This window comes from Planomicrobium sp. YIM 101495, from assembly GCF_009707665.1.
Taxonomy (GTDB): Bacteria; Bacillota; Bacilli; order Bacillales_A; family Planococcaceae; genus Planococcus.
Genome location: NZ_WLZW01000001.1, coordinates 932580 through 959375, shown reverse-complemented (window position 1 = coordinate 959375; position 26796 = coordinate 932580). Strand labels below are relative to the sequence as shown.

Sequence of the window (26796 nt, the reverse complement as noted above, 5' to 3'; positions counted from 1 at the left end):
TCGGGTGACTAAATATCTTCTTTTCATATTATCCGTTATAACAGTTTGGTAAACAAGGGAAATGATCAACATTCAAAAGAAATGAAAATGAAGAAAACCGGAGGCCTTCTGCTAGTGCAGCTCCTCCGGTTTCGCCCGTTATTGCATATCCATTTTGAATTCCAAAAACAATTCATTGTAGACCCCGAGCATTTCGAGTCCTAGATTTTCGTATACTTCCAGGCGGTCACGAATTTCCTCAGACGGATAAAAGCGCTCATCGCTGACAACTTCCGGGTCCATCAATTCGACGGCTGCAGCATTTGGTGTGGCATAGCCGACATAATCAGCGTTTTGCGCAGCTACATCCGCATCCAGCATGAAGTTGATGAAGGCATGCGCGCCTTCGACATTCGTTGAAGTGGACGGGATGATCATGTTATCGAACCAAAGATTGGAGCCTTCTTCCGGGATGATATAATCGATGTCCTCATTGATCCACATCATATCCGCTGCATGGCCTGACCAGGTCAAAGCGACAGCCGCTTCTTCGTTGCGCATCATTTCGACGACTTCGTCACCAATGATGGCTTTGACATTCGGGCCGATCTCTTTCAATTTATCCGTCGCTTCCCGCAATTCGGCAGGGTCGGTGGAGTTCAAGGAATAGCCGAAGCTGTTGAGTCCCATGCCGATTACTTCGCGTGCGGAGTCGACCAGGATCACTTCCTGTTCCAGTGTATGGTTCCATAAGTCATCCCAGCTTTCGAAAGTCTGGCCTTCCAGCAAAGTCGGGTTGAATGCGATGCCGACCGTTCCCCAGAAATAAGGAATCGAATACTCGTTGCCTGGATCGAATGGCAAATCAAGGAAATACGGATCGATGTTTTGAAGGTTTGGAATCAGCTCGTGATCGATCGGGAGAAGTAGATCGTTTTCCTTCATTTTTTCAATCGCATATTCAGAGGGTACTGCGATGTCGTACGAAGTTCCACCTTGCTCGATCTTCGTCATCATCGCTTCGTTCGAATCGAATGTTTCGTAAATAACCCGGATGTTGTGCTCTTCTTCAAATTGGGCGATCAATTCCGGATCGATGTATTCCCCCCAATTGTAGACGGTGATAGAGCCGGAGCCGGACTTCGCTGTACTGCGTTCCAGGAAGGAGACGCCGTACATGAGCAACGCGCTCACGGCTATCAAAACGATTGCTGCACGAATTAGTTCTTTCATGGACGAGGACCTCCTGTTCCCATGGATTGACGCGCGCGGTTGTTAAAGAAGTAATAACCGACGACAAGTCCCATTGTTACAACGAAGATCAGTGCTGACAATGCGTTAATCGTCAACGTGATTCCGGCGCGTGCCATCGAATAGATTTCGACGGAAAGTGTAGAGAATCCGTTGCCTGTCACAAAGAACGTTACTGCGAAGTCATCGAGTGAATACGTCAGTGCCAGGAAGAATCCTGCAAAAATCCCTGGTTTGATGTACGGCAAGATGACGCGTGTCAGGATGTCGCGTTTGCTTGCACCGAGGTCGCTTGCTGCATCGATGAGTGAATGGTTCATATCGAGCAACTTCGGCAGGACCATGATGACGACGATCGGAATGCTGAACGCGATGTGGGAAATCAGGACGGATGCGAATCCGAGTTTGATGCCGACCATCGTGAACAGAATCAGGAACGACGCACCGATGATGACGTCAGGACTGACGATCAAGATGTTGTTCAGTGACAGCACGGCATTGCGCATCTTGTTGTTACGTAGGAAAACGATGCCGATTGCACCAAGTACCCCGATTGCTGTCGAGACGAGTGCTGACAATAATGCGACGATCAATGTGTTCATCAAGATGATGATGAGACGCGTATCAGCGAACACTGCTGCGTAATGTTCAAGTGTGAATCCTTCGAACGAAGACATCGTGCCTCCGCTGTTGAAGGAATAGAAGATCAAATAAAAGATCGGCGCGTACAGGATGATGAAGACAAGTGCCAAATACACTTTCGCCGGTTTACCGAGTTTTTCCATTGGCACTTCCTCCTTTTTCCTTCTGGCCAGTCAAAATCATGATGATGAACATAAATAGGATCAAGAACACAGCGATAGTCGAACCCATTCCCCAGTTCTGTGTGACGAGGAACTGTTGCTCGATCGCTGTACCAAGTGTAATTACTTTGTTTCCAGCGATAAGACGCGTAATCATGAACAGCGACAATGCAGGGATAAAGACAGCTTGGATGCCTGATTTCACACCGCCAGTTGTCAACGGGAAAATCACGCGGCGGAACGTCGTCCACGGGGAAGCCCCGAGGTCACGCGATGCATCGACGAGTGCCGGATTCAACTTATCAAGCGAATTGAAGATCGGCAAGATCATGAACGGGATGAAAATATAGACGGCCACGAAAATGAAACTGAAATCCGTGAAGAGGATTTGCAGTCGGCCGATGCCGATCGTTTCAAGAAAGTTGTTCGCAGGACCATACAAGCCGAAAATGCCGATGAACGCATATGTTTTCAGCAGCAAGTTGATCCATGACGGGATGATGATCAACAGAAGCCAAAGTTGCTTATGCTTCGTTTTTGTCAGCCAGTAAGCTGTCGGATAGGCGATCAAGATCGAGAACAGCGTGATCAAGAAAGCATACCAGAACGAGCTCAGCGTCATCTGCAAATAGACGGAAGTGAAAAAGTTTTTATAGTTGTCCAGCGTGAAGTTGCCGGATAGGTCAAAGAATGAAAAATACGCAATCAGTGCGATTGGAGCGATGACAAAAAGCGCAATCCATAAATAGTACGGGATGAGGTAGAACGGGCGCCCTTGTGTAGCTTTCATCAGCTTCCACTCCCATAAGACTCAAGACGCGCGTCGAATGCTTCTTCAGACTCGTTCAGACGCATGACGTGGATCGCTTCCGCATCGAAATTCAAGCCGATCTCCGTTCCGACTTCAGCGCGCTTCGTCGAGTGGACGAGCCATTCGTTGCCGACCTCATCAATCGTCGAGATTTCATAATGGACGCCGCGGAACAATTGCGTATCGACAGTGACAGTCATTTTCCCTTTGCCAGCAGCTGTGATTTCCAAGTCTTCCGGACGAATGACGATTTCGACCGCTTCGTTCGGGTTCAAGCCTTGGTCGACACATTCGAAATCTTTGTTGGCGAAGCGGACGTGATAGTCGGCAATCATGTGGCCGGTCACGATATTCGATTCACCGATGAAGTCTGCAACGAACCGGTTGATCGGCTCATCGTAAATATCCATCGGCGTGCCGCTCTGCTGGATTTCGCCAGCATTCATGACGAAGATTTCGTCGGACATCGCAAGTGCTTCTTCCTGGTCGTGCGTAACGAAAACGAATGTCTTGCCGAGGCGCTGCTGTAGCTCGCGCAGTTCGTACTGCATTTCCGTACGCAGCTTCAAGTCAAGGGCAGATAGCGGCTCATCAAGCAAGATCACTTCCGGATCGTTGACAATCGCACGTGCAATCGCGACACGCTGGCGTTGGCCGCCGGACATTTCATGGATCTCCCGGTTTTCGTAGCCTTTCAAGTTGACGAACTGAAGCGCTTCTTTTACACGGCGCTCGACTTCTGCTTTCTTAAGTTTTTTGATGCGGAGACCGAATGCCACGTTTTCAAATACATTCAAGTGAGGGAACAAGGCATAGTCCTGGAACACGGTGTTCACTTGGCGTTCGTTGGCAGGCACTTTATTCATTTTCTTGCCTTCAATGTAAACATCACCATCAGTCGGTGAAATAAAGCCTGCAATCAGGCGAAGAATCGTTGTTTTCCCACAGCCGGACGGGCCGAGCAATGTATAGAATTTCCCACGGTCCAGCTCAAAGCTGACGTTGTCGAGTACTTTTCCGCCACCGTCATATTGTTGCGTGACGCCTTCGAAGCGGATGATTGGTTGTTGCTGTTGGGTCATTCAATTACCTCCTAAGCTTATAAGTAAGATTGTGTTGCGATGATGATAAGTTCTGTCATGCCGTTATGGACATTCGAGATTTGGTGGTGGTCAGATGCTTCATAATAAAGAGAATCTCCGGCATTTGCAATAAATTCTTGCTTGCCGAGCTGAAGTCGGATTTTTCCTTTGATTACATAGATGAACGTTTCCGACAAAGAAGGTTCGAACGGTTTGAATTCGCCGCCTTTTTGTAAAGTCAGGAAGACGGGTTCCATTTCCTTTTTATTGGAGGAAGGGACGAGCCAATCGATTTCGTATTTGCGTTCCTCGTCTGCGAATACCGTATGATCTTCAGGGGAGTAGACGATGGTCTGGTCGCTTGCTTCATCGTCGAAAAATTCTTTCGGACTGGTGCCGAGCACTTCCAAAAGTAAAAATAAAGTTTCGATGGAAGGGGAGTTCTGCTCCCGTTCCAATTGGGAGATGAAGCCTTTGCTTAAATCCGTCCGCTCACCAAGCTCTTCTTGAGTCAAGCCGTTTTTCAAGCGGAGCCGCTTGATCTTATTGCCAATTTGCATTAAACTATCTCCTCGATTCGTATAGTATAAGTAAACTTATCGGAACGAAAGTTTCGTTAAAGCATACTTAAAGTTTACAACAAACATCTTTTATTATACAAAAAATCGAGCGCAGTGCAAGACATAAAAAATTCAATAAATAAAAAAGCGTTATCTATTGCAATTTCACAGGCGGGGTGGCTATGATATGGAATGAAATAAACGCAGAGCATCCAGGTAAGCTTCAAGCGAGCCTTAAGGTGCTGCGTGTGTAGGAGTGAACGTGATGGAGGAAAAGTTGAATTTTTTCCTGGATCCGAAAGACCGGGTCAAGCGAAAATCATCGATTATGAACTATAAAATAGAAGAAAAAGGCCTTTATTTATTGACGGGGAAAAAATTCATTTCATGGATGGATGTTCATGCATACTGTCCGAAATGCCTTGAAGCTTTGACATTCGATAATGAATTCGATGCTTCGTACTGCACAGGATGCAACGAGTGGCGCGAAGAGAAGTGCAGTGATGCCACATGTGAATATTGTGAGAAGCGGCCTAAACGACCGTTAGATCCACGCTGAAGGCAAGCTGGTATCAAGGAAGGCGGGAAGAGCGATGAAAAAGGAATTTGCAGTAATCGGGTTGGGAAGATTCGGCGGCAGCATTGTCCGGGAATTAATCAAGCAAGGAGCCAATGTGCTGGCAATCGATAAAGATGCTGAACGTGCGGATGATTTCATGGACATCGCCACACAAGTCGCGATTGCGGATACGACGGATGAAGCCGTGCTGAAATCGCTTGGGGTCCGCAACTTCGATCACGTCATCGTCGCTATCGGTGAAAACATCCAATCAAGCATCTTGACGACGATCATGTTAAAGGAAATCGGCGTCGATAAAATCACGGTAAAAGCACAAAATGATTACCATGCGAAAGTGTTGACGAAAATCGGAGCGGACAAAGTCGTCCACCCGGAGCGGGACATGGGGATCCGGATCGCGCACAATGCGCTATCGAACAACGTCCTTGATTATTTGGAGCTGTCGGACGAGTATTCGATCATGGAGATCCAGGCGACGAAGAAGCTTGGAGGCTATTCATTGACGGAGCTCGACATCCGGGCGAAATTCGGTCTGAACATCGTCGCAATTCGGAGAGGCGGGGAAATCATTGTTTCACCACAAGCGGATTTCTCGATCGATCATGAAGACATATTAGTGCTGATCGGTTCGGACAAAGACATTAGCCGTTTTGAAAAGAGAATCATCAATTGATGTTTATAGATAGAAGTTGCTATTTCAGAAATGAAACGCAAAAAGAAGCTGCCCTGACAAGTCATCGAAATGAGTTGTTGGGACAGCTTCTTTTTTGCATCATCTGTTCTTTTACGTCGCTTATGCCTGTCAGAGCTGAACGGCCACTTCCGCTTTTCTAGTGGCCAGACCCTCGAGACGCTTCGCCTATGCGACCGATGGCTGAAGTACGCCATCAATCGCAAAGTCTCCAGCGCTTGTCGGGTCTGAACGAGCCACTTCCGCTTTTCTAGACTTCCATAATAATCGGAAGGATCATCGGTTTGCGTTTTGTTTTCTCGTATAGGTATGGTCCCAATACATCTGAAATATCATTCTTCAGATCGGACCAGTCTTTGTTTTGTTGATGGTGAATCTTCTTGTTCAGGTGGCGGTTCAGCATTTGCTGCGCCTCGTAGATCATCGTGCCGGACTCGCGCATATAGACGAAGCCGCGTGAAATGATGTCCGGACCGGAAACGATTTTGTTCTTCGCCATATTGACGCTGACGACGACGATGACGAGTCCTTCTTCGGACAGGAGTCGGCGGTCGCGCAAGACGATGTTCCCGATATCCCCGATGCCGCTGCCGTCGATATAGACGTCGCTTGCAGGGATGCGACCGGCGATTTCCGCATGGTCTTCGCTAAGTGCCAGAACATCACCATTTTCCATGATGAAAGAATTCTCCAGTGGTACATCGCAATCTTCGGCCAATTGAGAGTGGATCTTCAGCATCCGGAATTCACCATGGATCGGCATGAAGTATTTAGGCTTGATCAGGCGGAGCATCAACATGTTCTCGGGCTGAGAACCGTGTCCGGATGTATGGACATTATTGAATGAACCGTGAATGACATCAGCACCTGCGCGGAACAGCAAGTTGATCGTCCGGTTGACGCTGCTCATGTTGCCTGGAATCGGCGAAGACGAGAAGACAACCGTGTCATTCGGTTGAATCTGGATCTGGCGATGCGTCCCGTTGGCGATGCGTGAAAGTGCAGCCATCGGTTCACCTTGAGAACCGGTACAAAGGATGAGTACTTCGTTGGCCGGCAAACGGTTCAGCGTCTGTACGTCAACAAATGCATCTTCCGGAGCAGTAATGTACCCAAGCTCACGGCCGATGGTGATAGCATTGTCCATGCTGCGGCCGAACACTGCGATTTTTCGTCCTTGTGCGACGGCTTCTTCGGTCACTTGCTGCAAACGATAAATGTTCGATGCGAATGTCGCAAAGATCAAACGGCCTTCGACTTTCCGCATGATGTCTTTAATCGTCGCTCCGACTTTTTTCTCGGACATCGTGAATTCCGGAACTTCGGCATTGGTACTGTCGGATAGAAGACAAAGGACGCCTTCGCTGCCGATTTGTGCCATCTTCAACAAGTTCGCAGGTTCGCCGACAGGAGTGAAGTCGAATTTAAAGTCGCCAGTATGGACGATGTTGCCAGGTGGTGTCTTGACGACAACGCCGAATGCGTCCGGAATACTGTGTGTCGTACGGAAGAAGGAGACAGATGTCTTCCGGAACTTCAGCACGTCATCTTCTTGGATTTCCGTCATTTTCGTTTGACGGAGCAAGCCGTGTTCTTCCAGTTTCTTGCGGAGCAGACCAAGTGCCAGTTTGCCGCCGTATACCGGAATGTTTATTTGTTTCAAAAGATAAGGAATGCCGCCGATGTGGTCTTCGTGGCCATGCGTAATAATCAGCCCTTTGATTTTATCCACATTTTTGACGAGGTAGGAATAATCCGGAATAACGTAATCGATTCCGAGCAAATCGTCTTCCGGGAATTTGATGCCTGCATCGATGAGGATGATTTCATCCTGGAATTGGACACCATACGTATTTTTACCGATTTCGCCCAGTCCGCCTAATGCGAAAACAGCAGTCTGGTCATTTTTGACGAATTTCATCGCGCCTCCAAGCTCTCCACTTCGAAGCTCGGGCTTGATTGCTCGTACTCCAAATGGCTGCCTTCAAGCAACTGGATATATTCGACATTGTATTGGCGGTCTTTCAGGTGTTGTCGTACTTCCCGCTCGGTAGAAGCTTCGACATATAGGCTCTTCGTGTTTTCGCGAACTGGAGCCTCGGCACCGTTTTCTTGATACAGAACTTTATAGATCATCATTTTGCTCTCCTTTATCCACGTTCATAATAAATGCACTTCCTTTATATTATCACGAGGTTGTTTTAAAATAAAGAATAGCCCTTCAAATATTCAGAAGGGCTAAAACAAATTAGGCTATTTTCTTTTTATTTATGATCCCGTTCAGCCGTCTGAGAAGTCTGCGTTTCATACGTTTCAGCATGGCTAACTCACTCCTTACGAAGAGTATACTATATATTCAGTTAATTGTAAAGCATGGGGGAGGTATAGAAAAGCCGAAGAATGGAGGATTTATAATGGGAAAACTACTTTTGCTGGATATCGACGGTACGTTGTTGGATTCGGAGAAAAAGCTTCCGGAATCAGCGAAACAGGCGATCGAGGAGGCGAAACGGAACGGCCATGACATAGCGATCGCTACAGGGCGCGCACCATTCATGATCGGAGAATTGCAGGAAGCACTTGATGTCGATACATTCATCACGTTCAATGGACAGTACATCGTACATAACGGAGAACCGATTTCTAAAACGGTGATCGATCCAGCCAAACTGACGGCTGTCCTGGAATTTGCAGAGAAGCAGGATCATCCTGTCGTCTTCATGGACAACGAGCAAATGATTTCCTCGATCGATTTCCATCCGAACATCGACGAGAGCATCAAGAGCTTGAAGTTCCCGCATCCGAAATACGAAAAAGATTTTCACTTGAACAACCCGGTTTATCAAGCATTGGTATTTTGCGAGGACCACGAGGAGCAACAATACCACGATGAATTCGGGGAATTGAGCTTTGTTAGATGGCATCGTGTGTCGTGCGATATTTTGCCGAAAGGCGGATCGAAAGCGCAAGGCATCCATAAGCTGATCAAAGCGACCGGTCACTCCATTGAAGATACGATCGCATTCGGCGACGGACTGAATGATCTGCAGATGATGGAAATCGCAGGGCAAAGTGTCGCGATGGACAATGGCCATCCCGCGACGAAAGCGAAAGCGACGTTCGTCACAGATCATGTTGATCGAGACGGTCTGGCGAAGGCGTTCCGGAAGCTTGGGTTGATCAAATAAAAAAGACACAGATTAAGCTTCTGTGTCTCCGCCGATAACGATGGCATGATCGATTTGTGGGAACGGGTTTTTCGCATCGATGTGATCGAAGAACATGACGCCGTTCAAGTGGTCCATTTCGTGCTGGAAAGCAATGGCTGGCAAGCCTTTCAGGCGCATCTTAAATTCTTCGCCGTCGAGGTTGAAAGCCTTGATGGTGATGCGTGCATAACGCGGGACATAGCCAGGAACCGCACGATCGACCGATAGACAGCCTTCGCCGGCAGCCAAGTAGGCACGTTCCACCGAGTGGCTGACGATTCGCGGGTTAATGGCGATCATTGACAAGTCTTCGCCGATGCTCTCGTCAAAGTGCAAAGCGAACATGCGCTTTGCCACGTTCACTTGCGGAGCGGCAATGCCGACACCTGGCCGCAGATCATATTTTTCAGCCAATTCATCGTCTTGGCTGTTGATGACATATTCAAGCAGTTCTTCCGCGAGCTCCCGATCTTCCGCCGATAACGGGAAAGGAACATCCTCAGCCCGTTTGCGCAAAGTCGGATGACCTTCACGGATTATGTCTTTCATTAAAATCAAAATGGTTCATTCCTTTCTTCAATAGACCGTATCCTTCTCAATTATAGCCTACCGGAACGGTTAGCGAAAAGAAAAAATGCTTCCATTTCCTGTTGTTATTGAAAGCCACACCGATTATAGTGAAAGATGGGACAAGGAGGTTATGGAAATGAAGAAATTAGCAGCTGCCTTTCTGATGGGCACGCTCATTCTTGCCGGCTGTTCTGCCGATGCAGGAGAAGAATTGGATGGTGTATTGCAGGATACGCATGCAGCAGAGCAGGACTATCGTGACGTGCAAAGTCAAATGGAAGAGCTTGAACAGCAAGAACAAGGAATTTTCGAATCCATCATGGCTTTAACACAAGACGAACGTGAGCAGGTCGGCACGCAGGTGGAAGAAGCTGTGGCTTTGGTCGACGAACGTCTTGAGCTGATGCAGACGGAACAAGATTCCGTTGAATCAGCGGAAGAAGCGTTTGCGGAAATCGATACAGTGATTGAAGAGGCGGACGAGGAATTCAAAAACGATTTGACTGCCTTGAAGGAAAAGATGAATGAGCGCTTCTCGGCTCACCATGATTTCACGACACAATACGAAACATTGGCGGGACTCCAAAAAGAATTGTATCAATTGCTTCCGGATGAAGAAACGGATATTGAAACACTTCAGCAAAAAACGGTGGAGGTCAATGAGCAGAGTACAGTGACTGAAGAAGCGGTTACCGTCTTCAATACGCACACAGAAGAATTCAATGAAATGAAAAATAGCTTCATCAAGAAAGTGGAGCAATCCGAAGAATAAGACAGCGAAGCAAGGGAACTCCGGTTTCTTTGCTTCGTTTTTTGTTTGCCGTGGAATTACACCCGATCAAGAGAAATCCGTCTGTGCTATAAAAGTATGATTTCTCGACTCTGTACTATAATACAGATTGTCGAAAAGGAGTAGTACAGTATTTTTTGTTTAAAAAATCGGAAAACAGGGTATTCCCTAGTGGATACGCACGTTTTGAATGATTGACGGCAATCAAACCACATCGTATACTGATGTAGAAAGCTTAATTGTATTACTCATAAGTAATAAAAATTTTAATACAGATAAAAGGAGAGTTGTGTTTATGGCTGCGAAAAAATCCAAGCAGTTCGACCCGCTTGAAACACTAGAAGCAATCCAGGAAAAATTTGAGATGGTGCAAATTCTTGATGAAGAAGGAAACATCGTCAACGAAGACCTTGATCCGAAGCTATCGGACGAGCAATTGGAGGAATTGATGAACCGCATGGTCTACACGCGTATTCTGGACCAGCGCTCGATTTCTTTGAACCGTCAGGGCCGTCTAGGTTTTTACGCTCCGACAGCAGGCCAGGAAGCATCTCAACTCGCTTCCCACTTTGCACTTGAAAAAGAAGACTATATCCTACCGGGTTATCGTGACGTTCCGCAATTAATCTGGCACGGTTGGCCGCTCCACCAAGCATTCTTGTTCTCAAGAGGTCACTTCATGGGGAACCAGATGGCTGAAGACTTGAACGTTCTGCCACCACAAATCATCATCGGTGCACAGTACATCCAAGCAGCAGGTGTTGCACTCGGCTTACAAAAACGCAAGAAAGAAGCGGTTGCCGTGACGTACACAGGAGACGGCGGTTCTTCACAAGGGGATTTCTACGAAGGAATCAACTTTGCTGGTGCATTCAACTCACCTGCAATCTTCATCGTCCAAAACAACCAATTCGCGATCTCGACTCCGCGCGAATTGCAGACAGCTGCGAAAACAATCGCTCAAAAAGCGGTTGCAGCAGGAATTCCAGGAATCCTGGTCGATGGAATGGATCCGCTCGCAGTATATGCAGTAACGAAAGACGCGCGTGACCGTGCAGTAAAAGGCGGCGGCCCGACATTGATCGAGACGCTTTGCTACCGCTATGGTCCGCATACAATGGCTGGAGATGACCCGACACGTTACCGTACATCCGATACGGACAGCGAATGGGAAAAGAAAGATCCACTCGTACGTTTCCGAGTATACCTAGAGAAGAAAGGTATCTGGAACGAAGAGAAAGAAAATGCCGTGATCGAAAAAGCAAAAGAAGAAATCAAAGCGGCGATCAAGAAAGCGGACGGAACTCCGAAGCAAAAAGTGACGGATCTTCTAGGCATCATGTATGAAGAAGTCCCTTTCAACGTCCAAGAGCAAATTGACATTTACAAAGAGAAGGAGTCGAAATAAGTCATGGCACAATTAACAATGATCCAGGCAATTACAGATGCGTTGGCGACGGAAATGCGCAACGACGAAAACGTCCTCGTCTTCGGTGAAGATGTCGGCGTCAACGGAGGGGTATTCCGAGCAACTGAAGGCTTGCAGAAAGAATTCGGTGAAGACCGCGTTTTCGATACACCCCTTGCGGAATCTGGAATCGGCGGCTTGGCGATTGGCTTGTCTCTTCAAGGCTTCCGTCCTGTGCCGGAAATCCAATTTTTCGGTTTCCTATATGAAGTGATGGACTCGGTCAACGGTCAGATGGCACGCATGCGTTTCCGCAGCGGTGGCAGCTTGAACGCACCGATTACGATCCGTTCACCATTCGGCGGCGGTGTGCACACACCTGAAATGCACGCCGACTCTTTGGAACTCCTTGTGACTTCACAGCCAGGCTTGAAAGTCGTCATCCCGTCATCTCCGTATGACGCGAAAGGCTTGCTCATCTCAGCAATCCGCGACAACGACCCGGTCATTTTCCTTGAGCATATGAAACTATACCGTTCATTCCGTGAAGAAGTTCCGGAAGAAGAGTACACGATTCCTCTGGGCAAAGCTGCCGTGAAACGTGAAGGAACGGATATTACATTGATCGCTTATGGTGCAATGGTGCAAGAAAGCATGAAAGCTGCAGAACAACTTGAAAAAGACGGTTACTCTGCTGAAGTCATCGATCTGCGCACAGTGCAGCCGCTCGATATCGAGACGATCGTTGCATCTGTTGAGAAAACAGGGCGTGCAGTGATGGTCCAGGAAGCACAGAAACAAGCCGGGATTGCAGCGAACGTCGTGGCGGAAATCATGGACCGTGCAATTTTGAGCCTTGAAGCGCCGGTGCTCCGCGTCACTGCCCCGGATACTGTTTTCCCGTTCTCACAAGCAGAGGAAGTCTGGCTTCCAAATGCGAAAGACATCATCGAAACAGCGAAGAAAGTATTGACGTTCTAAAGAACTGGAGAGGGAAAGGGTGAACGAAATGGCTTTTGAATTCAAGCTACCGGATATCGGAGAAGGTATCCATGAAGGCGAAATCGTAAAATGGTTTGTGAATGTCGGCGATACGATCGAAGAAGACGACGTTCTATGTGAAGTACAGAACGACAAAGCGGTTGTCGAAATCCCGTCACCTGTCTCAGGGACGGTAAAAGAGATCTTGGTCGAAGAAGGAACGGTCGCGGTCGTCGGCGATGTGCTGATCCGCATTGATTCTGACGACGCAGACAGCGGATCTTCGGAAGAAGCGACGGAAGAGACTGCTTCTGAAACAGAAGAGCAAGTGCAATCCGGCACAGCTGAAAGCGGTCAGGATGTAGACAAGAAGCCGGCACCTGCCGATGAGCCGAAAGGCGATACAGGCGCTGGCAAACAGCCGCAAGCAGACGAAGGTGATTCGGATGTCCGCGTAATCGCAATGCCATCCGTCCGCAAATTCGCGCGTGAGCAAGACGTCAACATCAAACAAGTCAAAGGGACAGGCAAGAATGGCCGCATCCTGAAAGAAGATATCGAAGCATTCCTATCTGGTGGACAAGCGTCTGCTGAAGCACCGTCGGAAGAAACGACTGAGCAAGCACAAGATTCGGCTGCAGCATCAGCACCGGAAGAGAAAGCTGCTCCGATCGTCGCGCCTGAAGGAGACTTCCCGGAAACGCGCGAGAAGATTTCCGGTATGCGTAAAGCGATCGCAAAAGCGATGGTACATTCGAAGCGCACAGCTCCACATGTGACATTGATGGACGAAGTCGATGTAACAGAACTAGTAGCACACCGCAAGAAGTTCAAGGAAATCGCTTCCGAAAAAGGCATCAAGTTGACGTACCTGCCGTATGTCGTGAAAGCACTCGTCTCTACATTGCGTGAATTCCCGCAATTGAACGTTTCCTACGACGATGCGACGGAAGAAGTTGTGCAGAAGCACTACTACAACATCGGAATCGCTGCAGACACTGAGCGCGGACTGCTCGTTCCTGTCATCAAGAACGCTGACCGCAAATCAGTCTTCTCGGTTTCTGATGAAATCAATACACTTGCAGGAAAAGCGCGTGACGGCAAGTTGTCGTCGGCAGAAATGAAAGGCGCATCTTGCTCGATCACGAATATCGGCTCTGCTGGTGGACAATGGTTCACACCGGTGATCAACCATCCGGAAGTAGCAATTCTTGGAATCGGCCGCATCGCAGAGAAGCCTGTAATTAAAAATGGTGAAATTACTGCCGCTCCTGTGTTAGCATTATCATTGAGCTTCGATCACCGTATGGTTGATGGTGCTACGGCACAACATGCACTGAATCATATCAAACGCTTGTTAAGCGAACCAGAATTACTATTAATGGAGGCGTAAAAACATGGTAGTAGGAGATTTTCCAATTGAAACAGATACGCTCGTCATCGGCTCAGGCCCAGGAGGCTATGTTGCGGCAATCCGTGCTGCACAAACTGGCCAGAAAGTGACAATCGTCGAGAAAGAATACATCGGTGGCGTATGCTTGAACGTCGGCTGTATCCCTTCCAAAGCAATGATCTCTGTCGGACACCGTTTCTCAGAAGCACAAAACGCAGAAGACATGGGAATCGTGGCGAAAGAAGTGTCGCTGAACTTCGAAAAAGCACAAGCGTTCAAAGATGGCGTCGTCAAGAAATTAACTGGCGGAGTAGAATCTCTTCTTAAAGGCAACAAAGTGGAAATCGTTCGCGGAGAAGCTTATTTCGTAGACGAAAACACTGTACGTGTGATGGACGAAAACTCTGCACAAACGTACAAATTCAAAAACGCAATCATCGCAACGGGTTCACGCCCGGTCGAAATCCCGACATTCAAATTCACTGAGCGCGTCATCAACTCAACTGGCGCACTTGCACTGAAAGAAGTGCCAGGGAAACTTGTCGTCATCGGCGGCGGTTACATCGGTACCGAGCTTGGAACTGCTTACGCAAACCTTGGCTCCGATGTGACGATCCTTGAAGGCGGCGCGGACATCCTTGCTGGCTTCGAGAAGCAAATGACGGCAATCGTCAAAAAAGGTTTGAAGAAAAAAGGCGTTGACGTCATCGTCAAAGCATCTGCTAAAGGTGTCAAAGAAACAGATTCTGGTGTTACAGTCACATACGAAGCAGGCGGAGAAGAGAAAACAGTCGACGCTGACTACGTACTCGTAACTGTGGGCCGTCGTCCAAACACGGACGAAATGGGTCTTGAAGAATTGAACATGAAAATGGGCGAGCGCGGTTTGATCGAAGTCGACAAGCAATGCCGCACGAACATTCCGAACATCTATGCGATTGGTGACGTCGTTCCAGGACTTCAATTGGCACACAAAGCATCTTACGAAGGCAAAATTGCTGCAGAAGCAATTGCCGGCGAAAAATCCGAAGTGGATTACTTGGCGATTCCTGCGGTCTGCTTCACAGATCCGGAACTTGCAAGTGTCGGCCTGACGGAAGCGGCTGCAAAAGAAGAAGGATTTGAAGTGACAGCTGCTAAATTCCCATTCGGCGCAAACGGCCGTGCGTTGGCACTTAATGCTGCTGACGGTTTCGTCAAGCTTGTTTCACGCAAATCGGATGGCCTTCTACTAGGCGCGCAAATCGTTGGTGCGGGCGCATCTGACATGATCGCTGAACTTGGTCTTGCAATCGAGGCGGGCATGACGGTGGAAGACATCGCAATGACAATCCACGCGCACCCGACGCTAGCTGAAATCACGATGGAAGCTGCAGAAGTTGCACTTGGAACGCCAATTCACATCATTAAGTAATTTTAAGAAGTCGCACAATTTGTGCGGCTTTTTTCATGTGTAATATACGGGCGTGCTATGATAAAATGACAAGCGAAAGGGTAATGGTGATACATAATGAAACTGACAAAATGGTTTATCATGGCTGCGGGACTTTCTTTAATGGTCGCGTGTTCGGATGATTCTGCAGAGCCGGCAGAAACAGTGGAACCGAACGAAACCGAGCAGCAGCAATCCGACAATAATGCAGCTGATGAAGGGACGATAGAAGAAACAGATCCAGAAGAGGAAGTCGTAGACGAGGAAGAACCGGAAGAAGAAATCGTTGTGGCTGAACCGCAATACAAATTGAACCCGAACACGTGGGGGCTTGAGCCGATCAGCGATGCGCCGGCGGAAGCTGTGCTATTGACGGTGGACGACGCACCGGATAAGAATGCTGTCGAAATGGCGAAAACGTTGAAAGAGCTTGACGTTCCTGCGATTTTCTTCGTCAACGGCCATTTCATCGACACGGATGAAGAAAAAGCGAAGCTGAAGGAAATCCATGATATGGGCTTCGCGATCGGCAACCATACGGACACGCATCCAAACTTGCGGGACGTCTCGGAAGAACAGCAGCGTGAAGAGATTGTCGTCTTGAATGACAAAATCGAAGAAATTATCGGCGAACGGCCGAAATTCTTCCGCGCACCGCATGGCGTCAACACGGACTTCTCGCGTGCATTAGTTGAGGAAGAGGGCATGCTGCTCATGAACTGGTCATACGGTTATGACTGGGAACAACAATACATGGACGCAGCGGCACTTACTGATATCATGGTCAATACGGAATTCTTGCGTAACGGATCGAACTTGTTGATGCATGACCGGGACTGGACAGCAGGCGCGCTGCCAGGCATCGTCCAAGGGCTTCAAGATAAAGGCTATACTTTCATCGACCCGAATGAAATCGAAGGAGTCGAATGAGTTCTGCTTGCTGAAAGGAAAAGGGCCCCCGCCAAATTTGGCGGGGGCCCTTTTCGAGGTTGGTGCGGATTTTTTTGGATAACCGGGGATTCGGGATGTTTAACCGGGGATCCGAGCCGGATAAACGGTGACCCGCCGAAAATCATCCCAAACCTCAACGAATCGGATACTGCTCCTTGATGACATGCAACATTTTCAGCGTATCGTCTTCGGGTCCTTGGACGGGCAGACCAGCTGCCACGTTTGTCCGGATGTAATCGATGTTTTCCTGTGTGATGATCTCGCCCGGAATGAAAATCGGGATGCCGGGCGGATAGACCATGATGAATTCGGCAGAGATGCGACCGACCGATTCATCGATCGGCACGGATTCTGTCGGTGCATAAAATGCGTCGCGCGGTGTCATTGCGAGCCGCGGAATTTCCGGCAGCAAGACCGCTGTCCCAACCGCAAGCGATGATTCCTTGAAGTGGTCGCTCATCCGCTTCAGTGCGTTCACGAGCAAGTTTACTTCTTTTCGTGTATCGCCGAGTGTGACGAGACAAAGGATGTTGTATAGATCGGATAGTTCCACTTCGATATTGGCGTTTTCACGTAGCCACTCTTCCGCTTGATGCCCAGTGATTCCAAGATTTTTGACGTGGATGAGCAGCTTTGTCGGATCCATATCGAATGTGGCGGATGACTGCAGCCATTCTTCGCTGATGCAATCGAGGTTCTCGATCTGGTTGATGCGCTTGCGCGTATCTTTTGCCAGACGGATAGCCTGTCCGATCAAGTCGTTGCCGTGAATCGCCAATTGCCGGCGCGCCGTGTCGAGCGATGCGAGAATCGGATAGGAAGTCGAAGTCGTGGTCAACATGGATAATGTCGATTGCACACGCTTCGCCGAGACCAATCCTTCACGGACGTTCAACACCGAACTTTGCGTCATGGAGCCACCGAGCTTGTGGACGGATGTCGCGGCCATATCGGCGCCAGCTTCCATCGCCGAAATCGGCAAGGACTCGTGGAAGTGGATGTGGACGCCGTGTGCTTCATCGACAAGTACCGGAATCTCTTTGCTATGTGCGATTTCGACGATTCGTTTCAAGTCTGCCGCAACACCGAAGTAAGTTGGGTTGATGACGAGCACTGCTTTGGCATCCGGATATTCTGTCAATGCCTTGTCGACCGCCTCGGGTGAAATGCCGTGCGAAATACCGAGGTCCGCATCCACTTCCGGATGGATGAAAATCGGGATGGCTCCTGCGAAGACGATCGCCGACATAATGGATTTATGGACGTTCCGCGGAACAAGAATTTTGTCGTTCGGGCCAACGACGCTCAAAATCATCGTCATGATCGCTCCGCTCGTACCTTGGACGGAAAAGAATGTATGGTCTGCACCGAATGCTTCCGCTGCAAGTTCTTGTGCATGTTTGATCGCGCCTTTCGGTGAATGGAGGTCATCAAGCGGTGCGATGTTGATTAAGTCGATGGAAAGGATGTTATCGCCGACGAATTCCCGGAAAGCGGGATCGACACCTTTTCCTTTTTTATGACCAGGTATATGAAACTGGATCGGGTGCCGATTCCGGTGTTTCAGAAGTGCATCGAATAAGGGTGTTTCTAATTGTGACAAAGGGTACACCTCATTTCATGAAAGTCAAAACAAAAAGAATTATAGCATGCGCGGACATCATGTACTATAGAAATAAAGGATTTTTTATTCACGCATCGAATGACTATTATTGAACGGGAGGAGAATACATAATGAATTTTCAGACACGTGTAACAGAATTGCTCGGCATCGAGTATCCAATCATCCAAGGAGGGTTGGCATACTTGGCTTATGCTGATCTGGCGGCAGCGGTTTCGGAAGCTGGTGGCCTCGGCCAAATCACGGCGATGAGCCTGCCGAATCCTGAGGCGCTCCGGGAAGAGATCCGCAAAGTGCGGGAGATGACGGATAAGCCGTTCGGCGTCAACTATGCGATCGGCAACCATGGCCGTCCGTTCGCTGACATGCTGCAAGTGGCGATCGATGAGAACGTGCCGGTCGTCTCGATGACCGGGGGTAACCCGACGCCGATCTTCGAACAATTGAAGGGGAGCGGAATTAAGACGCTTGTCCTTGTCGCGGCAAGACGCCAGGCGGAGAAAGCCGAAGAGCTTGGCGCTGACGCGGTGATGGTCGTGGGTCAAGAAGGCGGCGGTCACTTAGGGCGCGATGATATCGGCACGATGGTGCTGATTCCGCGTGTTGTCGATGCGGTTTCGATTCCGGTCATCGCTTCAGGCGGTATCGGGGACGGGCGCGGCTGGATGGCGGCGCATGCACTCGGCGCGGAAGGCATTGAGATGGGCACGCGGTTCATCGCGACGAAAGAATGCGTCCATGCATCAGAAGCGTATAAGCAAGACCTTGTCGATAGTTTGGAAACGGATACAGTCATCATCAAACGTTCGATTGGTGCACCGGCACGGACGCTGCGTAACGATTGGACGGACAAAATATTGGAAATCGAATCAAAGACACCGGACTATGAATCATTGAAACCATATATTAGCGGCACGGCGAACCGTAATTATGCTTATGAGGGCAAAAGAGAAGAAGGCTTCGGCTGGGCAGGGCAAGTTGTCGGACTGATCGATGATGTGCCGACAATCGCCGGATTATTTGATAAGATGGTGGAGCAGGCGACGGAAATCCGCAATCGCTGGAAATGAAATAAATGAAGGAGGAATAGCTTTGAATTATTCCTATCCACTTTCGCACGAATGGTCGACGGATGAGATCGTCAACGTGGTTAAGTTTTTTGAAGGAATCGAATTGGCTTACGAAAAAGGGATCAAACGCGAAGACTTGATGGAGCGTTACCGCTTGTTCAAGGGAGTGGCACCGTCGATGGCGGAAGAGAAGACGCTTTTCTGTGAATTCGAAAAAGAGAGCGGCTATGCTGCGTATCCGGCTATGAAAAAAGCGAAAGCCGCAAAGGAAGCGACCATCATCCGCTTGTAAAAAAATCCAGCAGCCATTTAAGGTTGCTGGATTTTTGTATGGTTCAAGAGTGCTTCATACACCGGCCATAGTTGATCGAATGTTTCTTCGGCGAATGTGTGGAACTGCTCTTTGCTTAGGGCGACTGCCTGTTCACGGGACAAGTGGCGTCCAAGGACGAACTCGCCTTTCTTCACATCGCGTAACCGGACGAGCAGTTTCTCTGCGCCTTGCTCGCCGAGGGTCTCCAGGAATTCCGCTTCCGGCTTCATGTGGTCACCTGACAATTTATAGTCACCTGGCAGCTCTTCGAGTGCAGCCGTGTCGAGAAGGCGGCTCGCCATTTCCGGTTTGTTCGGTGCTTCGTAGATGACCGCTAAAATGATGAAGACGTGACTTTCCCACAAGCCGATCTGGAAATGGGGAATCGCTTTGTAGCCTCTCTTCAACGGCGCGAAAGCGACCCAGCTGTCGTTCGGTGGATTGACCGTGCGGCGCATATGCTTCGCTACGTGCGGATGGAATTCTTCTGTGCCTTTCGCGGAGAAGAACGCCGAGAAATAATTTCCAAGATCTTCGAATTTCGGGCGCACGCGTTCCTTGAGGAGCGCCATGCGGGCTTCGAGTCCCGGTGTCTCAAAAACTTCGAAGTCTTTTTCTGTCCAATAACCCAACACAATTGCCTCCTTTTACTTACCTGTTCCGTTCCATTTTACCGAAGTTCAATGTTTTTTTGTAGAAATACGTTTCTGCACTTGCCAATCAGGGTATTTGTATCATAACAAAACATACACTTCACAAAAGTGGACGCAGAAGAGAAAGGGGTGCTCGCAATGAGACAGATGGTTCAGATCATACGAAAGGCAGATGTCGAAAAAGAATATATCGAAGTACTGAAGCTCGAACTGGATTACGAACTCGCCTCCTTATATGATGCAATGCAACGGGAAAATGACAGCGAGATAGACGTTAGCAAAAAACGCTTGACTGAAATTCACGTGGAACTGGAGGCACTTCATGCACTTTAACCGATACATCACATAAAAGGCGTTCGCTGGTCAAAGACAGCAAACGCCTTTTTCGTTATACTGAAAAGGGAAGAATTACAAGGGGGTAGGAAGATGGATTGGCACGCACTTGATTTATATTGCAAGGATTTAGTCAAAGAAGCGGGGCAGCGGATTCGAAATTCGTTTATGACGGATATCACCGTCGAATCGAAAGCTCATGCGAATGACCTTGTGACGAATATCGACAAGGAAATCGAACAGTTTTTCATTGCACGTATCCGCAAGGACTTTCCAGACCACCGGATCTTCGGGGAAGAAGGCTTCGGCGATTCCATCGAGGAGCTGTCCGGCATGATCTGGATGCTTGACCCGATCGACGGGACGATGAACTTCATCCATCAAAAACGCAACTTCGCGATTTCTCTCGGTGTCTATGAAGATGGCATCGGGAAACTCGGATACATATACGATGTGGTTCATGGTGATCTGTACAATGCCATCGATGGGCACGGTGCTTATTATAACGACGAACGATTGCAGCCGTTGCCGCCGACGACACTCGATGAATCGATCATCGCGATGAATGCTTTTTGGGCGACGCCAAATCGTCGCGTAGACCACGAGGGGACGATCGCATTAATCCAACGGGTACGTGGTGTCAGATCGTACGGTTCGGCCGCTCTGGAGCTCGCCTACGTCGCTACACGCCGTGTTGATGCATATATCTCGATGCGATTGAATCCTTGGGACATTGCAGGCGGCTTGGTCATCGCCAAGGAAGTCGGGGCAATTGCCGGGAACTTCAAGGGCGAGCCTGCCAACCTGCTGGAACAGGATACGTTCGTGGCAGCCAATCCGGCAATCCACGAAGAGATCTGTTCACACTATTTGAAGTTGAAATGAAAAAACGGCCTTCGATTCGTCGAAGGCCATTTTTGAGGCCATCACAGTTCGCCGGCTGTGATCATTTCTTTTTTCTTCTTGAAGCCGAGTCCCATGATGACGCAAAGCAACAAAATCGTCAGTAAAATAAGCGGCACACTCCGAAGGGCGATGGCGATACCGATTCCACCCATTGCTAGCAGTGCTGCCAGTGCATATAAAACAAATATCCATTTAATATTTTTCACAATTTATTCCTCCTGTAGCGGAATGCAAAAGAAAACTTTAGGCATTAATCCTTACATATGATATACTATCACAGTTAAAGATGCGAAAAAAGAATATTGGAGTGAAAGTATGACGAATTTACGTAATGACTTGAGAAACATTGCTATTATTGCCCACGTTGACCACGGGAAAACGACTTTGGTTGACCAATTGCTTCAGCAATCTGGAATTTTCCGTTCAAACGAGCACATTGAAGAACGTGCGATGGATTCAGGCGATATCGAGAGAGAACGCGGAATTACAATTCTTGCCAAGAACACGGCTATTCAATATAAAGATGCAAAAATCAATATCTTGGACACACCTGGACATGCTGATTTCGGCGGGGAAGTTGAACGGATCATGAAAATGGTCGATGGTGTTCTTCTTGTCGTCGATGCATATGAAGGCTGTATGCCACAAACACGCTTCGTATTGAAAAAAGCCTTGGAACAAAACTTGAAGCCGATCGTTGTCGTGAACAAAATTGACCGTGATTTCGCACGCCCTGACGAAGTGGTGGACGAAGTGATCGAGTTGTTCATCGAGCTTGAAGCGAATGATGAGCAGTTGGAGTTCCCTGTGATCTTTGCTTCCGGTATGAACGGAACTGCAAGCTTGTCTTCAGATCCTGCAGATCAGGAAGAGAACATGCAGGTCATCTACGATTCGATCATGGAGCATGTACCAGCTCCGATCGACAACCGTGACGAGCCATTGCAATTCCAAGTAGCGCTGCTTGATTATAACGACTATGTCGGCAGAATCGGGATAGGCCGTGTATTCCGCGGAACGATCGAGGTCGGCCAAAGCGTATCATTGATGAAGCTTGACGGCTCTGTGAAAAATTTCCGTGTCACAAAAATCCATGGTTTCATGGGTCTGAAACGTGTCGAAATCGAAAAGGCGGAAGCTGGGGACTTGATCGCGATTTCAGGAATGGAAGATATCAACGTCGGCGAAACGGTTTGTCCGCAAAGCCACCCAGAAGCGCTTCCATTGATGCGTATCGATGAGCCGACTTTGCAGATGACATTCCTTGTGAACAACAGTCCGTTCGCTGGTAAAGAAGGGAAATGGATCACTTCCCGCAAAATCCAGGAGCGTTTGGATGCACAATTGCAGACGGACGTTTCACTTCGTGTAGAGCCGACAGCTTCACCGGACGCTTGGGTTGTTTCCGGCCGTGGTGAATTGCATTTGTCCATCTTAATCGAGAACATGCGCCGTGAAGGATTCGAGCTTCAAGTTTCGAAGCCAGAAGTAATCGTGCGTATGATCGACGGCGTCCGCTGTGAGCCGATCGAACGCGTCCAAGTCGATGTACCTGAAGAATATACAGGTTCGATCATCGAATCACTTGGCGAACGTAAAGGTGAAATGCTCGACATGGTGAATAACGGAAGCGGACAGGTCCGTCTCGTATTCAACGTGCCAGCACGTGGATTGATCGGTTATACAACTGAATTCCTGACACAAACACGTGGTTACGGAATCATCAACCACACATTCGATAGCTATCAACCAGTTGCTTCCGGCCGGGTCGGTGGACGTCGTCAAGGCGTACTCGTTTCGATGGAACGCGGAAAAGCTTCAACGTATGGTTTAATGGGCATCGAAGACCGTGGAACTTCATTCGTTGAAGTCGGTACTGAGATCTATGAAGGCATGATCATCGGTGAGCATAACCGCGACAACGATTTGACAGTGAACATTGTCAAGATCAAAGCTGCGACAAACATCCGTTCAGCGAACAAAGACCAGACGACAACGATGAAGAAAGCACGCATCATGAGTTTGGAAGAAGCTTTGGAATACTTGAACGACGATGAGTACTGTGAAGTCACGCCTCAGTCAATCCGTCTGCGCAAGAAAGTTCTTGATAAGAACGAACGCGAACGCGTTGCGAAGAAGAAGAAATTAGCAGTCGAAGAATAATAAAGGGAAGGATGTAGAACTGTGGACGAAAGAGCTTTTGTCTATGACAGTATGTATCCGGTAGCCCGTTTTTTATATGAAACGATGCCGAACGTCGATATCGCAGGATACGCACTTTTTGCAGTGATTTTCCTGCTGTCGGCATTGGTTTTCAAATTGGGCTTTGCGAGAAAGTTATCGCTTGGACGTAACATCATTATTTACTTGTTCTTACTGACGGGTTGTCTTGTCTTGACATTCCTGGCATTTTTCTTGCCAGTCGTTGAAGGTCTCGTCATCGCCGCCTTGATTTTGATTCTTTATAAGATCCGTCTATGGCGCGAAAAACGTGAAAACGCTGCTTCTCATTGAGAAGCAGCGTTTTTGCGTTCGAACGATTTATAGATGATTGGCAGCAACAACGCATAAGCGAAGTGTGCGAGTACCCAATAGAGAAAGGCGTTCATATTCCCGAGTGCCGGCAGATCCGTGCGAATTGCCAGTGTAGATAATGGGAAATAGAGCAAGTACAACGGAATGCACATCACCAGGCTGATAATCGTCAGTTGGCCGAATGAGTAATTCCGGCGTTTGGCGATGAAGACGAAGAGGATGCCGAGTGCGAAAGACACAAGCAGGTGGAAAAAGAATTCGGTCACTTCCGACCATTCGACTTCTCCGATGAACGGGATGAAATCGATATTCAATAATAAGGAATAAATCTTTTCGCCTGTCATCACTTCGATCCATTTCATCAATCCACCGATGATGAGGCCGCTCCAAAAACCGATCCAGATCCCTTTGAGGACCTTCATCAGAAGTCATCCTCGATGGAACGGGAGCTACGGAAGAAGTGGAAACGGCCTGTTGCCAGGCGCACCTCTGTCCGCGCCGTGATGCGGTCGTGGCATTGCTTGCATAGGTGTGTATGGATCGGGCGGTTCCTCAGCCGTTTCGCTTCCAAGGTGTCATCGGTCAATTCTTCGATTTCGTCACAAATCACGCATTGGACACGCATGTCCATTCCTCCTATTCGACGCGGATCGCTTCTACGTCAGTGATTGGGTCATGCTCGTTCGAACCGTCTGGGAATAAAATGTGCACGGGTCCGTCTTCGCGAAGCGGCTTGCCTTTTTCGCTGAACTTGAAGATCAGGTTCTGTGCATCTTCCATGGAAAAACGGTGTTCACCGTTTTTCGTTTCGAAGACGATTTCTGTCGCGTCCGCTTCAGGCTCGGTGTTCATAATGAATGGTGCGAGCTTCATCCCGAACGTACCTGTCAGCATCTGCTGCTTCTTGTATTTCTTCTCGGACTTCAACGTCGGTGGGAATGTTGCGCCTTCCATGATTTCCCGTGACCAATGTTCACCCATCCCGCGCTTATATTCTTCGAGCTCGTCGACTTCTTTCGGTCGGTTGATGAAGTAAGTCTCGAGATCAATCCGGCGGTCGTCGAAGATCCAGACGCTCGGGTCGAGAATGATTTTGAATTTCACTTTTCCTTTGAACGGTATGATAAATTCCATTAAGAGCCCTCCAATAAATAGTCCTTCATTTTCAGTATACCGTTTTCATGGAAAATCATAAAGGGATTGGACCGGGTTGGTGTGCAGACACTTGCATTTTGCATTTTAAACAGCTACACTTTAAACAGGTTGGAACCTTGAAATTATAGATTGATGGGGGCGTCCTCATGGAACATACAGAAGAACAGACATATCAGCAAAAAGCGCTTGAACTCCTGCAGGCGGATGCCGTGAAGATCGAGCAATTGATCAAAGTGCAAATGGACCATCTGACGTTGCCGTCCTGCCCTCTATACGAGGAAGTGCTGGACACCCAGATGTTCGGTTTATCCAAGGAAATCGACTTTGCAACGAAGCTTGGGCTGATCGGTCGTGAAGAAGGCAAAGCGATTCTCGATACACTGGAGAAGAAGCTGTCACTCCTGCACGAGGCCTATACGAATAAATGACTAAACTCAAACGAATCTGTTTGGGTTTTTTTACTAAATGAAACTGTTACAAGCCCAATATAGAAAGGAAGTGCAGGCTGGTCTCTCCTGCATAATTGCAGGTTCTGCCACCCTAAGATCCCATGAAACAATACTTCAAGAAATACATAAGAAACTTCGATTATCCATTATTCTTCGTCTACGTAGCGCTGGCACTGTTCGGCCTTGTCATGATCTACAGTTCCAGCATGGCCTGGTCGGTCAACCGCTACGGACGTCCGGAAGACTATTTCTTCGATCAGCAGGTCACAAACTTGGCCATCGCGTTTCCGGCGTTCTTGATCGCTTCATTCTTCCCGTACAAGCATTTCAGCCGAAAAGGGGTCATGATGACTGTCTTAGGCGTCATCTTCACTGGACTGATTCTTGTCCATTTTTTCGGCTATGATGCGAACGGTGCGAAAAGCTGGATATATCTCGGATTTGCGAGCATCCAGCCTTCCGAAATCGCGAAGGTCGGTCTGATTTTCTATTTGGCTGGGGTCTTCTCCAACAAATATCGAAAAGGGACGATCAATAAATTGAACGAGTCGGTCGGTCCGCCGGTCATCGTCATCGCCGGTGTCCTGGCGCTGGTCTTCTTCGAGCCGGATCTTGGGTCGATGATGATCATCGGCGCGGTCGGTCTCAGTGTCATCGCGGCGAGCGGCATCAACTTCAAGTCGTTCCTGAAGCTTGCAACGATCGTCATCGCGGCGGTATCGGCATTCATCGTACCGGTCATGATCTTTGCATCCGATCTGATCTTCACAGAGAAGCGGCTTGGACGGATCCAGTCGTTCTTCAATCCGTTCGAAGATGAACTCGGCTTCGGTATGCAGATCGTCAATGGTTATTTGGCGATCGGTTCCGGGGGGCTGAGTGGTCTTGGCCTTGGCCAGTCGGTCCAGAAGCTGGGGTATATCCCTGAACCGCATACCGACTTCATCATGTCGATCATCGCAGAGGAGCTCGGAGTTCTTGGCGTTTTGTTTGCGATCGGTGGGCTGGCATTCATTGTCCTCCGCGGATTGGGGATCGCCATGACGACACAAGACCCGCTGGCACGCATGCTTGCAGCTGGTATTGCATCGATGATCGGCATCCAATCGTTCGTCAATCTTGGGGGGATGACAGGCATCATCCCGCTGACCGGTGTGACACTTCCATTTATCAGCTATGGCGGAACTTCCGTAATTTTGTTATCTTTAGCTATGGGAGTGTTATTGAATGTTTCCATGTTTCACAAAATTAACAAAACTAAAAAGTAAAG

General features: G+C 48.5%; 31 protein-coding genes. 17 read left to right on the top strand and 14 right to left on the bottom strand.

Annotation, left to right across the window (positions count from 1 at the left end; genetic code table 11):
• Window positions 1-138: 138 nt before the first annotated feature.
• Genes GIW82_RS04920 through GIW82_RS04900 form a run of 5 tightly spaced genes read right to left on the bottom strand, consistent with a single transcriptional unit; the run spans window position 139 to window position 4486 of the window.
• Window positions 139-1212 (bottom strand): ABC transporter substrate-binding protein, encoded by a 1074-nt coding sequence (locus GIW82_RS04920; protein ID WP_154748770.1) that lies wholly within the window; start codon window positions 1210-1212, stop codon window positions 139-141.
• Window positions 1209-2015, bottom strand: coding sequence for an ABC transporter permease (locus GIW82_RS04915; RefSeq protein WP_154748769.1), 807 nt, complete (start codon window positions 2013-2015; stop codon window positions 1209-1211). The genes GIW82_RS04920 and GIW82_RS04915 overlap by 4 nt, the downstream gene beginning before the upstream one ends.
• Window positions 1999-2823 carry an ABC transporter permease gene (locus GIW82_RS04910; protein ID WP_154748768.1) on the bottom strand — a complete coding sequence of 275 codons (825 nt, stop codon included), beginning with the start codon at window positions 2821-2823 and terminating at the stop codon, window positions 1999-2001. Before GIW82_RS04910 ends, GIW82_RS04915 begins: the two co-directional genes overlap by 17 nt.
• Window positions 2823-3926 carry an ABC transporter ATP-binding protein gene (locus GIW82_RS04905; protein ID WP_154748767.1) on the bottom strand — a complete coding sequence of 368 codons (1104 nt, stop codon included), beginning with the start codon at window positions 3924-3926 and terminating at the stop codon, window positions 2823-2825. Before GIW82_RS04905 ends, GIW82_RS04910 begins: the two co-directional genes overlap by 1 nt.
• A 17-nt stretch (window positions 3927-3943) precedes the next feature.
• Entirely contained in the window at window positions 3944-4486 is a 543-nt protein-coding gene (locus GIW82_RS04900) for a helix-turn-helix domain-containing protein (RefSeq protein ID WP_154748766.1), read from the bottom strand.
• 265 nt (window positions 4487-4751) lie between these two features.
• Between GIW82_RS04900 and GIW82_RS04895 the strand changes: the two genes are divergently transcribed.
• Complete coding sequence (locus tag GIW82_RS04895; RefSeq protein WP_154748765.1) at window positions 4752-5045, top strand: hypothetical protein; 294 nt, start codon at window positions 4752-4754, stop codon at window positions 5043-5045.
• 34 nt (window positions 5046-5079) lie between these two features.
• Window positions 5080-5739, top strand: a complete 660-nt coding sequence (locus GIW82_RS04890; RefSeq protein WP_154748764.1) for a potassium channel family protein — start codon at window positions 5080-5082, stop codon at window positions 5737-5739.
• 268 nt (window positions 5740-6007) lie between these two features.
• Here the strand turns inward: GIW82_RS04890 and rnjA are convergent, their stop codons facing one another.
• Window positions 6008-7678, bottom strand: coding sequence for a ribonuclease J1 (gene rnjA / locus GIW82_RS04885; protein ID WP_154748763.1), 1671 nt, complete (start codon window positions 7676-7678; stop codon window positions 6008-6010).
• On the bottom strand, window positions 7675-7893 hold the full coding sequence (locus GIW82_RS04880) for a DNA-dependent RNA polymerase subunit epsilon (protein WP_154748762.1): 219 nt from the start codon (window positions 7891-7893) through the stop codon (window positions 7675-7677). Before GIW82_RS04880 ends, rnjA begins: the two co-directional genes overlap by 4 nt.
• Before the next feature lie 278 nt (window positions 7894-8171).
• Between GIW82_RS04880 and GIW82_RS04875 the strand changes: the two genes are divergently transcribed.
• On the top strand, window positions 8172-8945 hold the full coding sequence (locus GIW82_RS04875; protein WP_154748761.1) for a Cof-type HAD-IIB family hydrolase: 774 nt from the start codon (window positions 8172-8174) through the stop codon (window positions 8943-8945).
• Between the two features lie 12 nt (window positions 8946-8957).
• Here the strand turns inward: GIW82_RS04875 and def are convergent, their stop codons facing one another.
• On the bottom strand, window positions 8958-9524 hold the full coding sequence (gene def, locus GIW82_RS04870) for a peptide deformylase (RefSeq protein ID WP_154748760.1): 567 nt from the start codon (window positions 9522-9524) through the stop codon (window positions 8958-8960).
• A gap of 148 nt (window positions 9525-9672) precedes the next feature.
• Here def and GIW82_RS04865 point away from each other — a divergent pair, with 148 nt between their 5' ends.
• The 6 genes from GIW82_RS04865 to GIW82_RS04840 all read left to right on the top strand — a co-directional run bounded on the left by GIW82_RS04865 (window position 9673) and on the right by GIW82_RS04840 (window position 16470).
• Window positions 9673-10308: a YkyA family protein gene (locus GIW82_RS04865; RefSeq protein ID WP_154748759.1), complete on the top strand. Its 636-nt coding sequence runs from the start codon at window positions 9673-9675 to the stop codon at window positions 10306-10308.
• Between the two features lie 313 nt (window positions 10309-10621).
• Entirely contained in the window at window positions 10622-11734 is a 1113-nt protein-coding gene (pdhA, locus tag GIW82_RS04860) for a pyruvate dehydrogenase (acetyl-transferring) E1 component subunit alpha (protein WP_154748758.1), read from the top strand.
• Between the two features lie 3 nt (window positions 11735-11737).
• Entirely contained in the window at window positions 11738-12715 is a 978-nt protein-coding gene (locus tag GIW82_RS04855) for an alpha-ketoacid dehydrogenase subunit beta (protein ID WP_154748757.1), read from the top strand.
• 28 nt (window positions 12716-12743) lie between these two features.
• Window positions 12744-14108, top strand: a complete 1365-nt coding sequence (locus GIW82_RS04850; RefSeq protein ID WP_154748756.1) for a dihydrolipoamide acetyltransferase family protein — start codon at window positions 12744-12746, stop codon at window positions 14106-14108.
• A 4-nt stretch (window positions 14109-14112) separates the two neighbouring features.
• On the top strand, window positions 14113-15522 hold the full coding sequence (gene lpdA, locus GIW82_RS04845) for a dihydrolipoyl dehydrogenase (RefSeq protein WP_154748755.1): 1410 nt from the start codon (window positions 14113-14115) through the stop codon (window positions 15520-15522).
• 96 nt (window positions 15523-15618) lie between these two features.
• A complete protein-coding gene (locus GIW82_RS04840) occupies window positions 15619-16470 on the top strand; it encodes a polysaccharide deacetylase family protein (protein ID WP_154748754.1) in 852 nt (283 codons plus the stop codon).
• 154 nt (window positions 16471-16624) lie between these two features.
• On the opposite strand, the gene GIW82_RS04835 is transcribed toward GIW82_RS04840, so the two are convergent.
• Window positions 16625-18094 (bottom strand): aminotransferase class I/II-fold pyridoxal phosphate-dependent enzyme, encoded by a 1470-nt coding sequence (locus GIW82_RS04835; RefSeq protein WP_154748753.1) that lies wholly within the window; start codon window positions 18092-18094, stop codon window positions 16625-16627.
• A 131-nt stretch (window positions 18095-18225) separates the two neighbouring features.
• On the opposite strand from GIW82_RS04835, the gene GIW82_RS04830 reads away from it, so the two are divergent.
• Window positions 18226-19182 carry an NAD(P)H-dependent flavin oxidoreductase gene (locus GIW82_RS04830; protein WP_154748752.1) on the top strand — a complete coding sequence of 319 codons (957 nt, stop codon included), beginning with the start codon at window positions 18226-18228 and terminating at the stop codon, window positions 19180-19182.
• A 22-nt stretch (window positions 19183-19204) separates the two neighbouring features.
• Complete coding sequence (locus GIW82_RS04825; RefSeq protein ID WP_154748751.1) at window positions 19205-19474, top strand: UPF0223 family protein; 270 nt, start codon at window positions 19205-19207, stop codon at window positions 19472-19474.
• 17 nt (window positions 19475-19491) lie between these two features.
• On the opposite strand, the gene GIW82_RS04820 is transcribed toward GIW82_RS04825, so the two are convergent.
• Window positions 19492-20130 (bottom strand): YktB family protein, encoded by a 639-nt coding sequence (locus tag GIW82_RS04820; protein WP_370456006.1) that lies wholly within the window; start codon window positions 20128-20130, stop codon window positions 19492-19494.
• Between the two features lie 156 nt (window positions 20131-20286).
• Here GIW82_RS04820 and GIW82_RS04815 point away from each other — a divergent pair, with 156 nt between their 5' ends.
• The gene (locus tag GIW82_RS04815; RefSeq protein ID WP_154748749.1) at window positions 20287-20481 is read left to right on the top strand and encodes a hypothetical protein; all 195 of its coding nucleotides are present in this window, start codon (window positions 20287-20289) and stop codon (window positions 20479-20481) included.
• Window positions 20482-20574: 93 nt separating this feature from the next.
• Window positions 20575-21366 (top strand): inositol monophosphatase family protein, encoded by a 792-nt coding sequence (locus tag GIW82_RS04810; RefSeq protein ID WP_154748748.1) that lies wholly within the window; start codon window positions 20575-20577, stop codon window positions 21364-21366.
• 41 nt (window positions 21367-21407) lie between these two features.
• Here GIW82_RS04810 and GIW82_RS04805 read toward each other — a convergent pair whose 3' ends face one another.
• Window positions 21408-21593 (bottom strand): DUF5325 family protein, encoded by a 186-nt coding sequence (locus tag GIW82_RS04805; protein WP_154748747.1) that lies wholly within the window; start codon window positions 21591-21593, stop codon window positions 21408-21410.
• A gap of 109 nt (window positions 21594-21702) precedes the next feature.
• Between GIW82_RS04805 and typA the strand changes: the two genes are divergently transcribed.
• Window positions 21703-23550, top strand: coding sequence for a translational GTPase TypA (gene typA, locus GIW82_RS04800; RefSeq protein ID WP_154748746.1), 1848 nt, complete (start codon window positions 21703-21705; stop codon window positions 23548-23550).
• 21 nt (window positions 23551-23571) lie between these two features.
• On the top strand, window positions 23572-23901 hold the full coding sequence (locus GIW82_RS04795) for a YlaH-like family protein (protein WP_370456005.1): 330 nt from the start codon (window positions 23572-23574) through the stop codon (window positions 23899-23901).
• On the opposite strand, the gene GIW82_RS04790 is transcribed toward GIW82_RS04795, so the two are convergent.
• From GIW82_RS04790 to GIW82_RS04780, 3 genes are read right to left on the bottom strand one after another with little or no spacing between them, the layout of a single operon-like run.
• Window positions 23895-24344: a hypothetical protein gene (locus GIW82_RS04790; protein ID WP_154748745.1), complete on the bottom strand. Its 450-nt coding sequence runs from the start codon at window positions 24342-24344 to the stop codon at window positions 23895-23897. The two genes, GIW82_RS04795 and GIW82_RS04790, sit on opposite strands and share 7 nt — an antisense overlap.
• A complete protein-coding gene (locus tag GIW82_RS04785; protein WP_154748744.1) occupies window positions 24344-24547 on the bottom strand; it encodes a YlaI family protein in 204 nt (67 codons plus the stop codon). The genes GIW82_RS04790 and GIW82_RS04785 overlap by 1 nt, the downstream gene beginning before the upstream one ends.
• Before the next feature lie 11 nt (window positions 24548-24558).
• Window positions 24559-25056, bottom strand: a complete 498-nt coding sequence (locus GIW82_RS04780; RefSeq protein ID WP_154748743.1) for a peptidyl-prolyl cis-trans isomerase — start codon at window positions 25054-25056, stop codon at window positions 24559-24561.
• 167 nt (window positions 25057-25223) lie between these two features.
• Here GIW82_RS04780 and GIW82_RS04775 point away from each other — a divergent pair, with 167 nt between their 5' ends.
• The gene (locus tag GIW82_RS04775; RefSeq protein ID WP_154748742.1) at window positions 25224-25505 is read left to right on the top strand and encodes an Fpa/YlaN family protein; all 282 of its coding nucleotides are present in this window, start codon (window positions 25224-25226) and stop codon (window positions 25503-25505) included.
• A 122-nt stretch (window positions 25506-25627) separates the two neighbouring features.
• Window positions 25628-26794, top strand: a complete 1167-nt coding sequence (locus GIW82_RS04770) for an FtsW/RodA/SpoVE family cell cycle protein (RefSeq protein WP_154748741.1) — start codon at window positions 25628-25630, stop codon at window positions 26792-26794.
• The last annotated feature ends 2 nt before the right edge of the window (window positions 26795-26796 follow it).

Coding starts and splice junctions, on each gene's coding strand:
- GIW82_RS04790 (WP_154748745.1), bottom strand. CDS start 24,344: ATGAAGGTCCTCAAAGGGATCTGGATCGGTTTTTGGAGCGGCCTCATC.
- GIW82_RS04900 (WP_154748766.1), bottom strand. CDS start 4,486: ATGCAAATTGGCAATAAGATCAAGCGGCTCCGCTTGAAAAACGGCTTG.
- GIW82_RS04865 (WP_154748759.1), top strand. CDS start 9,673: ATGAAGAAATTAGCAGCTGCCTTTCTGATGGGCACGCTCATTCTTGCC.
- GIW82_RS04910 (WP_154748768.1), bottom strand. CDS start 2,823: ATGAAAGCTACACAAGGGCGCCCGTTCTACCTCATCCCGTACTATTTA.
- GIW82_RS04840 (WP_154748754.1), top strand. CDS start 15,619: ATGAAACTGACAAAATGGTTTATCATGGCTGCGGGACTTTCTTTAATG.
- GIW82_RS04915 (WP_154748769.1), bottom strand. CDS start 2,015: ATGGAAAAACTCGGTAAACCGGCGAAAGTGTATTTGGCACTTGTCTTC.
- GIW82_RS04770 (WP_154748741.1), top strand. CDS start 25,628: ATGAAACAATACTTCAAGAAATACATAAGAAACTTCGATTATCCATTA.
- GIW82_RS04890 (WP_154748764.1), top strand. CDS start 5,080: ATGAAAAAGGAATTTGCAGTAATCGGGTTGGGAAGATTCGGCGGCAGC.
- GIW82_RS04810 (WP_154748748.1), top strand. CDS start 20,575: ATGGATTGGCACGCACTTGATTTATATTGCAAGGATTTAGTCAAAGAA.
- typA (WP_154748746.1), top strand. CDS start 21,703: ATGACGAATTTACGTAATGACTTGAGAAACATTGCTATTATTGCCCAC.
- GIW82_RS04775 (WP_154748742.1), top strand. CDS start 25,224: ATGGAACATACAGAAGAACAGACATATCAGCAAAAAGCGCTTGAACTC.
- rnjA (WP_154748763.1), bottom strand. CDS start 7,678: ATGAAATTCGTCAAAAATGACCAGACTGCTGTTTTCGCATTAGGCGGA.
- lpdA (WP_154748755.1), top strand. CDS start 14,113: ATGGTAGTAGGAGATTTTCCAATTGAAACAGATACGCTCGTCATCGGC.
- GIW82_RS04895 (WP_154748765.1), top strand. CDS start 4,752: ATGGAGGAAAAGTTGAATTTTTTCCTGGATCCGAAAGACCGGGTCAAG.
- GIW82_RS04855 (WP_154748757.1), top strand. CDS start 11,738: ATGGCACAATTAACAATGATCCAGGCAATTACAGATGCGTTGGCGACG.
- GIW82_RS04880 (WP_154748762.1), bottom strand. CDS start 7,893: ATGATCTATAAAGTTCTGTATCAAGAAAACGGTGCCGAGGCTCCAGTT.
- GIW82_RS04785 (WP_154748744.1), bottom strand. CDS start 24,547: ATGCGTGTCCAATGCGTGATTTGTGACGAAATCGAAGAATTGACCGAT.
- GIW82_RS04830 (WP_154748752.1), top strand. CDS start 18,226: ATGAATTTTCAGACACGTGTAACAGAATTGCTCGGCATCGAGTATCCA.
- pdhA (WP_154748758.1), top strand. CDS start 10,622: ATGGCTGCGAAAAAATCCAAGCAGTTCGACCCGCTTGAAACACTAGAA.
- GIW82_RS04780 (WP_154748743.1), bottom strand. CDS start 25,056: ATGGAATTTATCATACCGTTCAAAGGAAAAGTGAAATTCAAAATCATT.
- GIW82_RS04875 (WP_154748761.1), top strand. CDS start 8,172: ATGGGAAAACTACTTTTGCTGGATATCGACGGTACGTTGTTGGATTCG.
- GIW82_RS04920 (WP_154748770.1), bottom strand. CDS start 1,212: ATGAAAGAACTAATTCGTGCAGCAATCGTTTTGATAGCCGTGAGCGCG.
- GIW82_RS04815 (WP_154748749.1), top strand. CDS start 20,287: ATGAGACAGATGGTTCAGATCATACGAAAGGCAGATGTCGAAAAAGAA.
- GIW82_RS04905 (WP_154748767.1), bottom strand. CDS start 3,926: ATGACCCAACAGCAACAACCAATCATCCGCTTCGAAGGCGTCACGCAA.
- GIW82_RS04850 (WP_154748756.1), top strand. CDS start 12,744: ATGGCTTTTGAATTCAAGCTACCGGATATCGGAGAAGGTATCCATGAA.